The organism is Butyribacter sp., assembly GCF_056818865.1.
The window spans coordinates 1-13,532 of record NZ_DBLYGC010000027.1; the positions used below are offsets into that span (position 1 = coordinate 1).

Annotated in this window: 7 protein-coding genes and 1 other RNA gene; all 8 read left to right on the forward strand. The window is 35.2% G+C overall.

The genetic code is table 11. The features are described from left to right. The first annotated feature begins 130 nt into the window (after nucleotides 1-130). Nucleotides 131-1,450: an aspartate kinase gene (locus ACZLXV_RS11505; RefSeq protein WP_482383525.1), complete on the forward strand. Its 1,320-nt coding sequence runs from the start codon at nucleotides 131-133 to the stop codon at nucleotides 1,448-1,450. 203 nt (nucleotides 1,451-1,653) lie between these two features. Further along, entirely contained in the window at nucleotides 1,654-2,973 is a 1,320-nt protein-coding gene (locus ACZLXV_RS11510) for a methyl-accepting chemotaxis protein (protein ID WP_482383526.1), read from the forward strand. Nucleotides 2,974-3,240: 267 nt separating this feature from the next. Continuing rightward, nucleotides 3,241-3,584, forward strand: a transfer-messenger RNA (tmRNA) gene (gene ssrA, locus ACZLXV_RS11515). 149 nt (nucleotides 3,585-3,733) lie between these two features. Further along, nucleotides 3,734-5,347 (forward strand): hypothetical protein, encoded by a 1,614-nt coding sequence (locus ACZLXV_RS11520; protein ID WP_482383527.1) that lies wholly within the window; start codon nucleotides 3,734-3,736, stop codon nucleotides 5,345-5,347. A 2-nt stretch (nucleotides 5,348-5,349) separates the two neighbouring features. Next, nucleotides 5,350-6,078 carry a DUF6063 family protein gene (locus ACZLXV_RS11525; protein ID WP_482383528.1) on the forward strand — a complete coding sequence of 243 codons (729 nt, stop codon included), beginning with the start codon at nucleotides 5,350-5,352 and terminating at the stop codon, nucleotides 6,076-6,078. Further along, the gene (locus tag ACZLXV_RS11530) at nucleotides 6,071-10,498 is read left to right on the forward strand and encodes a coiled-coil domain-containing protein (RefSeq protein ID WP_482383529.1); all 4,428 of its coding nucleotides are present in this window, start codon (nucleotides 6,071-6,073) and stop codon (nucleotides 10,496-10,498) included. Before ACZLXV_RS11525 ends, ACZLXV_RS11530 begins: the two co-directional genes overlap by 8 nt. A 243-nt stretch (nucleotides 10,499-10,741) precedes the next feature. Next, nucleotides 10,742-11,896 carry a substrate-binding domain-containing protein gene (locus ACZLXV_RS11535; protein WP_482383530.1) on the forward strand — a complete coding sequence of 385 codons (1,155 nt, stop codon included), beginning with the start codon at nucleotides 10,742-10,744 and terminating at the stop codon, nucleotides 11,894-11,896. Between the two features lie 99 nt (nucleotides 11,897-11,995). Beyond that, nucleotides 11,996-13,531 carry a multiple monosaccharide ABC transporter ATP-binding protein gene (gene mmsA, locus ACZLXV_RS11540; RefSeq protein ID WP_022223647.1) on the forward strand — a complete coding sequence of 512 codons (1,536 nt, stop codon included), beginning with the start codon at nucleotides 11,996-11,998 and terminating at the stop codon, nucleotides 13,529-13,531. The last annotated feature ends 1 nt before the right edge of the window (nucleotide 13,532 follow it).

A 13,532-nucleotide genomic window follows, 5' to 3' on the forward strand; every position in this document is an offset into this window, starting at 1 on the left:
TGAACAACTCCATTATACCACAAACCGTGAGGAGATTTTTATATTTAGTAACAAAAAAATGTCGTATTTATGCGGCGTGTGGCGTTTCGCAAACGCCTATTAGAAATAAAGAATATGTGAGGAGACAAAAATGATTAAGGTAGTAAAATTTGGTGGAAGTTCTTTGGCAAGCGCAACTCAGTTTGCGAAAGTTGGAAACATTATCAAAGCTGATCCTGAAAGAAAATTTGTTGTGCCAAGTGCACCGGGCAAGAGAAATTCAAAAGATACAAAAGTTACTGATATGCTTTATGCATGTTACGATCTTGCTGAGGCGGAAAAGGATTTTACTAAAGAACTCAAGAAAATTAAAGAAAGATATGAGTCTATCATAAACGGGCTTCATATGACACTTTCTCTTGACAAAGAGTTTGATACAATTGCAGAAAACTTTAAGAAGAAAGCAGGTTCACAGTATGCAGCATCAAGAGGTGAGTTCTTAAACGGAATAATAATGGCAAATTATCTTGGATATGAGTTTGTTGATTCTGCTGAAGTTATTATATTTAATGAAGACGGTTCGTTTGATGCGGATACAACTGATAAGCTTTTGCAGGAACGTCTTTCAAAAGTTGAAAATGCTGTTGTGCCGGGATTTTACGGTGCTACATTAGGCGGAGTAGTAAAAACATTTTCAAGAGGTGGCTCAGATGTTACCGGTTCACTTGTTTCAAAGGCAGTTCATGCTACAGCATATGAAAACTGGACTGATGTATCAGGATTTCTTATTGCAGATCCAAGAATTATAGACAATCCAAAGCCTATCAAGGTTATAACATACAGAGAGCTCAGAGAGCTTTCATACATGGGAGCAAGCGTTCTTCATGAAGATGCGGTATTCCCGGTTAGAAAAGCAGGTATTCCTATAAATATCAGAAATACAAATGCTCCTGATGATGAGGGAACATGGATTGTTGAAAGTACATGCCATCATCCTGCATATACAATTACAGGTATCGCAGGAAAGAAAGGATTTGTATCTGTAAATATCGATAAAGACATGATGAATGCCGAGGTTGGATTTGGAAGAAAAGTGCTCAGCGCATTTGAGGAAAACGGCATAAACTTTGAGCATATGCCTTCAGGTATAGATACTATGACAGTATTTGTTCACGAGCCTGAATTTGCAGAAAAAGAGCAGGCAGTTATCTCAGCAATCAACAGAAATGCACATCCGGACAGCATTGAAATCGAAGCTGACCTTGCACTTATCGCTGTTGTAGGTCGTGGAATGAAGTCGACAAGAGGTACTGCAGGACGTATATTCTCAGCTCTTGCTCATGCAAATGTCAATGTAAAGATGATTGACCAGGGTTCATCAGAGCTTAATATTATTATCGGTGTCAGTGACAACGATTTTGAAGCTGCTATCAAAGCAATATATGATATTTTTGTAACAACTCAGTTATAAAAAGTGTTTTAACAATAATGAAAATAATCAAAAATCCCTGAAGTCTGTTTCGGGGATTTTTTTTGTGAAAATATATTTATAATGAGCTGTATTCGCAATATTATTGACAAGTTTCGCATTTTTTATTGATTATTCCCTGTCATTAAGTATATAATAATTTCTCAAAGAAGAAATTAAGAAATATGTGAATAGGAGTGATTATTGTGTTTGAAAAGAAACTTGAAAATTTAAACGTGCGACACAAAATTAATTATGGCTATAACTTTGTTATTAAGTTGATGGTTGTGTCAGGTATTTTATCCATCATAGTTCTTAGTCTGTTATTCAGAGATGTAAGAAAGAATGTGGGTGAGGCAGGAGGAATGCTTAACAGCACCACAATCGTGTATGGAGTTGGCATCGTTATTATAGTAGCATTTGTTGGTTTTGCGATATTTTTCTCAAAGATGCTTGGTGCAAAGATTGTTCAGGCTATAATCGAGCCGCTTATAGCTATAGAAAAGGTTACTAAAGAAATTGCAGCAGGAAATCTTCACTGCGAGATTGATTATCATGCAAAAGATAAGATTGGTGAACTCGCACATGACCTTAGAAAGTCAGTTTCAATACTTGCTTCATATGTTGATGATATATCAAATTCAATGGATGAATTTTCAAAAGGTAACTTTGCAGTAAAACCACAGGTAGAGTGGAAAGGCGACTTTAAGGGAATCAGAGATTCATTTATAGCATTTGAAGAGAGCATGTCATCGACTGTTAAGGGTATACAGCAAGTTGCAGATGAGGTTGCAAACGGTTCAGAACAGGTATCAGAAAGTTCGATGGGACTTGCACAGAGTTCTACAGAACAGGCAGCCGTAACAGAAGAACTTACAGCAACGATTACATCAATATCAGAGCAGGTAGCTCAGAATGCCCGCAATGCGGAGGAGATAAGTGATAAAGTAAAAAATCTCGGTGGAGAGATTGTTATAGGAAATGAAAAGATGCAGGAAATGGTTCAGTCAATGAATGAAATAAGTGATGCATCAAAGGAAATTGGAAAAATTATAGCAACAATAAATGATATTTCAGCTCAGACAAACTTACTTGCATTAAATGCATCTATAGAAGCAGCAAGAGCAGGTGAGGCAGGAAAAGGTTTTGCTGTTGTCGCAGATCAGGTGTCTGTGCTTGCAGCACAGAGTTCAGAAGCAGCAAAAGAGTCATCGCAGCTTGTTGAGACATCTGTAAAAGCTGTTGAAAAGGGTATTGTGATAGTTGATGATACAGCAGAGCAGCTTGAGAATGTGGTTAGCGGTTCAAACTTAATAACAAGTGAAGTAAATGAAGTTGCACAGGCACTCAGTGCCCAAAATGATTCATTTGAACAGATTAACGAAGGTGTTGAACAAATTAACAATAATGTTCAGAATAATTTAGCAACGGCACAGGAATGTGCAGCGGCAAGTCAGCAAATGAGAAGTCAGGCGGCAAACCTTGATGGACTTATAAGAAAATTCAAAGTTGCTAAATTTAAATAATAGAATAGACATACATATATAGGTGTCTGTTTTGATAATTTGTTTGTTACATTAAATAAAAATCAGGAAAGTGGCTATTATATGCTGTTGCTATATAATAGTCGCTTGCGACTCTTTGTATTGTATAAAAAAGATTGCAGACTGCTTGCAATTTGCAAATGAATAAAATTTTTTGGAATGGTTCGGGAATGCATCTTGACAGATATTTGTTGATATAGTAAAATGATTTTTACTAAAGCAGTTGCTTACAGGGCAGCTCAGTACAACGGGGTTGTACTGGTTTCGACGGGCTCACTGAAGATGGAGAAGCTGTTCGTGGTCGGACACCACGTAAAAAGTTCGACTTAAATTTAAACGCAGAAGATAATTTTGCATTAGCTGCCTAGTTGCAGCTCATCGGTCCTCATAACCCACGATGAGGATTACCGGTGTCAACCTTGTGGGACCCTCTAATGTCAAAGCTTTGAGACATTAGAACATTTATGAAGCTACCAAAAGCTGCAGCTTGTTAGTGGGCGTCAGCCGGAGGGAATGTTAAATCACTGACTATAACAGTAGAAGTACATTGAATCTGGGTTCGGACCGGGGTTCGACTCCCCGCAGCTCCACTATTATAAAACGCCTGAAAAATTTTTTAGGCGTTTTTTATATTATTAGGAAACTTGTCGTTTCCTAATAATATAAAAAACATTCCGTGAGGGTGCACAAGGAATGGGAGAACCAAGTTTTTAATACAAATTGAGGGAGAAGTTTCATAAAAATGGAATATGATTTTTTAAAACAATTTTCAAAAAGAATGAAAAGTGTTGGAATGTATTCAACACTGATAAAGAACAGCTGGCAGAAAACAACATGGAAACAGTATGGTTTTGAAAGTATGGATGAACAGGTAAATATTATATATTCTGTTCTTCTATTTATTATGGAATATTCACTCAGAGAGCAGCCATGCACGATTGATGATATATCTGTATTTGTTGATGATATCTGCAACAGATACTTAAAAAAGGGATTGTCATATGAGAAGAGCGGTGAACTTGCTGAGTTTATTATAAATGTTGTTTTGTGTGATGAAGGTCGTGCGATGTATTTTGACTGCTTTGATTTTGATGAACGTGAATACAAAAAGAAAAATATAAGTTATTTATCTAACGAAGTGGTATATATAGACGGAGAAATAAAAAGAACAAGTTATAAACTTACAGATAATGGCTATAATCTTGTATTATCAACACTGGAAGTTGAAAATAATCTTAAACTTACGATACATGAGATGATTTTCAAAATGCATTTGGAGCGTGCTACATATGACCAGGCTCTCGATGAAGTAAAAAATATCTTTAATATGCTTAGAATACAGCTTCAGAAAATTCAGGAGGCAATGGACCGTATTAGGAGAAATGCATTAAATTACTCGGTTGAGGACTATGAGCAGATACTAAATGAAAATATGTCGACAATAAGTGATACTAAGCATAAATTCATGGAGTATAGAAGAATAGTAAGAAACAGGGTAAAAGAGTTAGAGGATGAAAATATAAATATTAAAGCACTGAATGATGAGGATTTGGAAAAACTTCAAAATCTTCAGGAGATTGAAAGATATTTGAGCCGGTCTATAGACGAACATCAGAAAATACTAAACAAACATTTTGATTTGAAGGATTTGTATTCTAATGAGTTGGAACAGATGTCTAAGATGACATTGATAAAGAGATTTTCACTTAGAAATGATTTGTATGATAAAATTATTGAACATCCGGGTAATCTGATAAATGTAAACATGTTTTTAAATCCATTGTTTAGAAATAATCCAAAGAAAATTTATAATCTGAACAAATGTATTCAGTATCAAAAACCACTCAGAGAGAAAAATGATGAGAATGAGGAAGAACAGCTTGATTTTGATATTATGGACTATGAGGAGCAGAAAGAAAAAAGACTCAAAAAAAAGCTGAAAAAATATAAATCAAGTATGGAGTATCTTGTAGATAAAGCAGAAGAAAATGGCGGGAATCTGGAACTTGCCGCAATGTGTGATATGACGGAGAAACAGAAAAAGACATTTATTCCGAATGCTGAAATTTTTAAGGAGATAATGGTTGAATTTATAAAAGCGGGCAGCATAGATATTGATGATTTGAGGAAAGAGAGAAAAAATATAGTTGCGGATGAAAGTTACAGTTTTCAGTTGAATGAAATGCTTTTGAAAATTGCGGATGAGAGAAAAGCAGATGGAATTAAGAAAGTAACAATAAGAAAGTGTGAAGATGGACAGGTAGTCTGCTTTAAGGATATATACAATGAATTTGGTGACAGACGCAACATATATTGTTCAAATGTAGTGTTTAAATTTGAAAAAGGAATGGAGTAATTATGGCATACGAGGCGGAAGAAGTAAGAATAAGTCAGGAAATATTTTATACTCTTATTTCAAAACATGAAATAAGGGAGGAAGACAACAAAGAATTGTTTGACGGATATACGCAAAATCCCAGAATTATGACTCTTGTAAAGAATCAGGGAGATATTGCAGAGTGTACGGTTGAAAGATATGGAAGCGTCATATATCTTATTCCGTATGAAGATAATGATGTTCTTGGGTTCTCAAAGCAGGAATTGAAAGCGAAATTGTGTAAATCAGGTGCAACGGATAAAGATTATTATTTGTCGCAGTTTGTGATTCTTACAATGCTTACGGAATTTTATGACGCGCAGGGCAGCAGCAGTAAATCAAGGGAATACATAAAAGTCGGAGAGCTTATAAATCTTGTCTCTGACAGACTTTTGGAAGCCGGAAATAATATGACTGAGGATGAAGAAGAAAAAACGGGATTGGCATTTTCAAATATGCTTGAATCTTATACTGCGCTTAGAAGCGACGAAAAGGGAAGAAAAACTAAAACTACAAAAGAGGGATTTGTTCACAGGATATTGCTTTTTCTGCAGGAACAGGGGCTTATCGAGTATATAGAGAGAGATGACATGATAAATACAACAAAAAAGCTGGACAGTTTTATGGATTGGAACCTGTTGAATCAGAATAATTATACGAGGGTTCTTAAAGTTCTTGGCATTATTGATGAGGAGGAAAAAAGTGAGTAAAATAAACACGCTTCGTATTGTGAACTTAAATTATAATAATAATTCGATTAAGATAAGTGATGAAGCTTTCAATTTTAATGGTGAAAGTACGCTTATGTCATTGAGAAACGGCGGTGGAAAGACAGTTTTAGTACAGATGATGACGGCACCGTTTGTACATAAGAGATACAGGGACACAAAAGACAGAAAATTTGAAAGTTATTTTACGACAAACAGACCGACGTTTATTATGGTTGAGTGGGTTCTTGACGGGGATGCGGGATATGTCCTCACGGGAATGATGGTAAGAAAAAATCAGGAAATCTCGGAGGGAGAAGCACATGATGAACTAGAAATGATAAACTTTATATATGAATATAAAGACAGATGCGAAAATGATATATATCATATTCCTATTATAAATGAGACAGATGCGGGCATGACCTTAAAAAATTGGGGGACATGCAGGAAGATATTTGAAAACATAAAAAAAGAAGACGGCATGCACTTTAATTATTATGATATGGATATGCCTGCACAGTCGAGGATGTATTTTGAAAAATTAAAACAGTACCAGATAAATTACAAAGAATGGGAAACTATTATAAAAAAAATAAATTTGAAAGAGTCGGGACTTTCAGATTTGTTTTCAGACTGTCGTGATGAAAAAGGTCTTGTTGAAAAGTGGTTTTTAGAAGCTGTTGAGAGCAAACTTAACAAGGAAGGAAACCGCATTTCGGAGTTTGAGAATATTATCAAAAAGTATGCTAAACAGTATAAAGACAATCAGACAAATATCCACCGGATGGAAAATTTAAAAGAATTTTTAAAGGAAGCATCGGGTATTAAAAATTATGCAGATGAATTTTTGGATTATACGAAACAAAGACAGTCAAAGGAAAGTGATATAGCAGGGTTCATCACGATTTTGGATGAACTTCTTAAAGAGACTGACGAGAGAAAAAATTATCTCGATGAAGAAATAAAAAATAAGCAGAAACAGATTGCTGATATAAGATATGAAGAAATATCATACAGTATCTATTCTATTGAAGAAAAGAAAAATAAACTGGCACATGAATATGAGCAGCTTACTCTCGAAAAAGAGCAGGTAGTAAAAGAAAAAGAGAAACTTGAAAAAAGCAGGGATATACTACTTTGTGCAAAGCAAAACGAGGCAAAGAACAATGCTTTCTCAGAGTGCAAAAAGCTTGAGAGCCGTATTGAAGTGTCAAATAAGAATGAGAAAGAAAAAGAACCTGCGAGAAAAGAATTGGGAAAAATGCTGTTTAAACATTATTTTAAGGCACTTTCAAATTGTGACAGCGAAATTGCAGAAATAAAAGGTTCTATCGTTAAACATGAGGAGCAGGAGAAAGAATATAATATAAGCAAGTCAGAGTGCTTTAAACAAAAAGATGCAAACTCATTGCAGATTGGCAAGTGTCAGGCAAAGGTATCAAATTATGCTGTTTTGGAAGAACAGTTTAACAAAAAATACAACGAAAATCTTTTGAGAAATATTCTTGGCATATATGAGGCAGGTGTTTTAGAACTTAAAGGAGAAGAGTATGAAAAAGAAATAGCGGCTATGAAAAAGGATATAGCGGCGTTAAAGCATGAAAAGACAAAAAATGATGAAGATTATGTAAGATATGGAAGAAATCAGGACGATTTCAGAGAAGTAATTATAGAAAAAAAGAGCAGTCTTGCGGCTGAAAAAGAAAGATTGGCAGATTTTGAATTACAGCTTAAAACAAGACAGGATATAATGAAGTATTTTCTTGTGGATGAAAGTGAAGTATATAACAAAACAGTTATTATTGAAAATGCAGAAAGAAAGCTTAAAGAGATAAATGCTGCAAAGCGGATTTTGGAGAGAGAATGTGAGCAGATTGGAGCAGAGGTCAAGCTGCTTGAAAACGGACGTCTGCTGGAGGTGTCAAAGGAATTTTCGGATTATCTCTCAACACTTGAAATTGAGATTATATATGGCATGGAATGGCTTTCAAACAATGGAAGAAGTTTGCAGGAAAATAAAAAAATTGTTGAAAATAATCCGTTTATTCCGTATTCGATAATATTATCCGGTGCAGATTTTGATAGACTCGCACAGGATAATAAAAAGATATTTACGTCAACCCCTATTCCGATTGTTAAGAGAGAGGAACTTGAAGATGGCTTTATAGAGAGCGGTATAGGTACAATAGAACTTGACAAAGTAAGTTTTTATCTGATGTTTCGTGACGAATTGCTTGACACGAAGAAGCGTGGTGATATTATCTGGCAGAAAAAGGAAAAGATTACAAAGATTCAGGAAAATATAAAGAGACGAGACATTGAATACGGTGAATATTTTTCTAAATGTGAATGCATAAAGAAACAGTCATTAGAAAAAGACAGTATTGAGCTTAGTGCAAATATGATAATGACATATGAAAAAGAGATAAATGATGCACAAAATCAGATAGAAGAACTTGAAAATCTGAAAAGAGACATAATAAAGAATAACGAAAATATTAACCAGAAGATAACTGATTTAAACAGGAATAAGAGTCTGGCTGATTTGAGACTGCAGGATTTTGAAATTCTTAATGAGAACTACAATGAATATTGTGAAGCAAAACATGAGAAGATAAAACTTGAGAAAAAGAATGAAGATATAGATAACAAACTGGGTATTATCAACGAAAAGCTTGAAAATCTTGTCGAAAATATCAAATCGGACGAGAGAAACGAGATGAAAATGCGACAGGAAAAAAAATCTTTTCAGGAAAAATATGAGTATTTCAAAATCTTTGAGGCAGAAATTAAGGAGAATGTAGAAACATATAATCTTCTAGACGAAGAAATGAGAATATCAAAAGAAGCTGAATACAATGCACTGATAAACGATTATTCAAATGAGATAAAGCTGTTAAATGAGCAGTATAACAGTGTGAGCAGGCAGTTTGCCCAAAGCAGACAGGAACTTGATGAGTTGTTGAAAAAGCATAATTTGGAAATTGCGGATGTAGAAAAAGTAAAGTATGACAGGGAAGAAAAAAATGAACTTGATGAACGCATTTCTTCCGGAAATATGCAGATTCAGCTTTATAATGAAAAATTGAATAAAGTTAACATGGAAATTGCCAAAAAGCAGTCAGATATGGAACATGCGTACAATGATTTGTACAGAATATGTGAGAAAAAAGAGCCAGTTAGTAAAAAGAAGATAACCAATACAAATTTTAAAGACAGGATTATTTTGATTCAAAATGAAATAAGAGATAACAAATCGGATTTAGAAGGTGTATTAAATCTTTGTGCAGGTTACAGGAATAACCTGACTGCGCTGGCAGAATACAGTGAACTGAAAGCAGAAGACACAGAAAGCGGAATAACAAAATCAGACTTTGCAGGAAAATCCGTAAAAGAAATAGATACATTCAGAGGAATTATGATAAGGGATTACAAAGAAATTCTTGAGAGTGAGAGAAAGCAGAGTGCTGTTATTACAAGACTGCTTAACGATATGGCGAGAAAAAATATTTTCAGGGATGAATTTTTCCAAAAGTCCATAGAAGTATTGATGTCGATTACCGACAATGCGGTGAACTTTTTAAAGCAGCTTGATATATTTGTCTCTTCATATGAAGGAATAATAGAAAAACTTGAAGTAGATGTGGATATGGTGGAAAAGGAAAGTGCAAGAATAGTTGAACTTTTGGAGGAGTATGTCAGGGATGTGCATGAGGATCTTGGCAGGATAGATGGAAATTCAACTATTAAAGTTCACGGGAAAGATAAAAAAATGCTTAAAATAACAATTCCTGAATGGTATTCAAATGAAGAGATGTATCATTTGAAAGTTAAGGATATTCTCGATGAAGTTACGGCGAAAACCGTAACGGCACTTGAAAATAATGAAAATCCTGAGGAAGTTATAAGTCTTTATATTAATACAAAGTATCTTTATGATTCGGTGATTGGCACCGGAAATGTGCGCATAAGGCTTTATAAGATAGAGGAACAAAAAGGCAGGGAGATTTCATGGTCAGATGTTGCAAAAAATTCAGGCGGTGAAGGATTTTTATCTGCGTTCATTGTTCTTTCAAGTCTTTTATACTACATGAGAAAAGATGTATCGGATGTGTTTACAAATTATAATGAAGGAAAAGTGCTTGTTATGGATAATCCTTTTGCACAGACCAATGCGTCACATCTCTTAAAGCCGCTTATGGATATGGCAAAAAAGACAAATACCCAGCTTATCTGTCTTTCGGGTCTTGGCGGGGATTCAATCTATGACAGATTTGACAATATATATGTGCTTAATCTGGTTGCAGCAAGTCTTAGAAATGGAATGCAGTATCTGAAGGGAGAGCATACCAGGGGAGAAGAATCCGATACAATGATTGCAACGCAGATTCAGGTGACACAGCAGGAGCTCATGTTTTAAACAAAAAAATAATAAAATAGCCGTAAAATAATGAACAACAAAAAAATGATAGCAAATTTTTACAATATAAGGTAAAAAAGTGCTATCATTTTTTGGTTTAAGTCTGAAACTTAGTAAAAATGTATAGAAATATGAAAAATAATGCTAAATGGTTTGTGATATATTATTAACAACAGATAAGAACATTACGAAATGTTTTTTCTAAACTTATTTTCATATTATATATAGAGGAGGATGAATATTATGAGAAAAAAATTTTTATCAGGATTACTTGTAGCAGCGATGGTAGCATCTATGACAGCGTGTGGCTCTGATCCAACAGCAAACAACAATTCAAGTTCAGATAAGAACTCAGATTCAGGCAAGAAAAAAGTCGGTATCTCAATGCCAACAAAATCTCTTGAAAGATGGAACAGAGACGGTTCATATCTTGAGGAACAGTTTAAGAAAGATGGATATGATGTTGAGATTACATATTCTGACAATGATACAGACCAGCAGGTAAATGATATTCAGAATATGATTTCAGATAATGTAGACATTCTTGTGGTTGCTGCTATTGACGGTGATACATTATCAACTGTACTTGCAGACGCAAAAGATCAGAACATTCCGGTTATTTCTTATGACCGACTTATCATGAACACAGATGCAATTTCATACTATGTATCATTTGATAACTACAAAGTGGGTCAGTTACAGGGACAGTACATAATTGATACATTAAAACTTGACGGTTCAAAGAAAAAATACAACATGGAAGTTACAGCTGGTGACCCGGCAGACAACAATGCAACATTCTTCTACAACGGAGCAATGGATACACTTAAAAAGTATATCGATGATGGAACAGTTAAGATTGTTTCAAAACAGCAGGATTTTGAGTCTGTAGCAACACCTCAGTGGAGTACAGATGAAGCCCTTAATCGTATGCAGAATATTCTTTCATCTTATTATGCAGATGGAAAGAATCAGCTTGATATAGCACTTTGCTCAAATGATTCAACAGCACTTGGTGTAACACAGGCAATCGAATCTGATTATGCAGGAAAGAACACACCTCTTATCACAGGACAGGATGGTGACGTTGCAAACCTTAAAAATATTCTTGACGGCAAACAGGCAATGACAGTTTACAAGGCAGTTGCAAACGAAGCAGTAGTAACACTTAAACTTGTAAAATCAGTGCTTGATGGCAATACACCTGATGAGTCACTTACAAAAGAATTTGACTGCGAGTGCTCGTATGATACAGATTCATATGATAACGGAACTGGAAAGATTCCATCATATCTTCTTACACCAGAAGTAATCACAAAAGACAATTACAAAGAGAAACTTGTTGACACAGGATATTACAAAGAGGGTTCAGACGGATACCTTCAGGCAATTGAGTAATTGATTTATATGTTGTAAACAGAAATAGTGATATAGAAAGAAAACGAGGGACTCCCGTAACCTGGTGAGTCCCTAAAAAAAGAAAAGGAGGGTTTTGATTTGGCTGATTATATTCTCGAAATGAAAAATATCGTGAAGGAATTTCCGGGTGTAAAGGCATTGGATAATGTCAATCTTGCAGTAGAGCGCGGCGAGATTCATGCACTTTGCGGAGAAAACGGAGCTGGCAAATCTACCCTGATGAAAGTTTTAAGTGGTATTCATCCATATGGAAGTTATGAAGGAGATATCATATATAACGGGGAAGTTTGTAAATTTAATACTCTTCACGACAGTGAGGCAAAAGGTATTGTAATTATTCATCAGGAACTTGCACTTATTCCTATGCTGAGTATAGGTGAGAATATGTTCCTTGGAAATGAAAAAAAGGGTAAATTTGGAATAAACTGGGACGAGACATATTCTGAGGCTGAGAAACATATGGCTCAGGTTGGCTTGAAGGAATCTGCTCAGATTCTCATTAAAGATATTGGAACAGGTAAACAGCAGCTTGTTGAAATTGCAAAAGCATTATCAAAAGATGTAAAACTTCTTATTTTGGATGAACCTACCTCATCATTAAATGAAGAAGATACGCAGATGCTGCTTGACTTGCTTCTTGAGTTTAAGAAAAAAGGACTTACATCAATTATTATCTCACATAAATTAAATGAAATTGCCTATGTGTCAGACAGGATAACGGTTATAAGAGATGGTTCAACGATTGAGACAATCGAAAATCCTGACCACAACATTGATGAGGGACGTATCATTAAAGGAATGGTTGGTCGTGAAATGACAGACCGTTTCCCTGAAAGAGAACATAATATTTCAAAAGAATTAGGACTTGAGGTGAAGGATTGGACGGTTTACCATCCTACATTTGAAGGAAAAATAGTTGATAAGAAAGTATCTTTCAATGTACATAAAGGTGAGATTGTCGGTTTTGCAGGACTTCAGGGAGCAGGAAGAACGGAACTTGCCAGAAGTATATTCGGAAAGAGTTATGGAAAAAACATAACGGGTCAGTTATTCATAAATGGTAAGGAAGTACATCTGAAAAATGAAAAAGCTGCGATTGCAGCGGGTCTTGCTTATGTAACTGAAGACAGAAAAGAGAACGGGCTTGTGCTTAGTCAGACAATAAGAGAAAATACGACTATGGCGAAACTCGAAAAGATTTGTAAGCATGGAATTGTAGATATGGATGAAGAGCGCAAGGTTGCTGAGGATTACAGAGAGAAGATGCATACAAAGTGTCCGTCGGTAGAACAGGCGGTAGGTAATCTGTCAGGAGGAAATCAGCAGAAGGTACTCTTGTCTAAATGGATGTTTGCAGATCCTGAAGTGCTTATTCTTGATGAGCCGACAAGAGGTATTGATGTCGGTGCAAAGTATGAAATATATGGAATTATGAATAAGCTTGTTGAGATGGGTAAGAGTGTGATTATGATTTCATCAGAAATGCCTGAACTTTTAGGAATGTGCGACAGAATTTATGTTATGAATGAAGGAAAAATAGTAGGTGAACTTGAAGCATCGGAAGCTACTCAGGAACTTATTATGTCAAACATTTTAAAAGATGACCAGAAGTAAA

What these genes read in the sequence shown, in the direction of transcription:
- ACZLXV_RS11525 (WP_482383528.1), top strand. Translation starts at nt 5,350, where the DNA reads ATGGCATACGAGGCGGAAGAAGTAAGAATAAGTCAGGAAATATTTTAT.
- ACZLXV_RS11535 (WP_482383530.1), top strand. Translation starts at nt 10,742, where the DNA reads ATGAGAAAAAAATTTTTATCAGGATTACTTGTAGCAGCGATGGTAGCA.
- ACZLXV_RS11505 (WP_482383525.1), top strand. Translation starts at nt 131, where the DNA reads ATGATTAAGGTAGTAAAATTTGGTGGAAGTTCTTTGGCAAGCGCAACT.
- ACZLXV_RS11520 (WP_482383527.1), top strand. Translation starts at nt 3,734, where the DNA reads ATGGAATATGATTTTTTAAAACAATTTTCAAAAAGAATGAAAAGTGTT.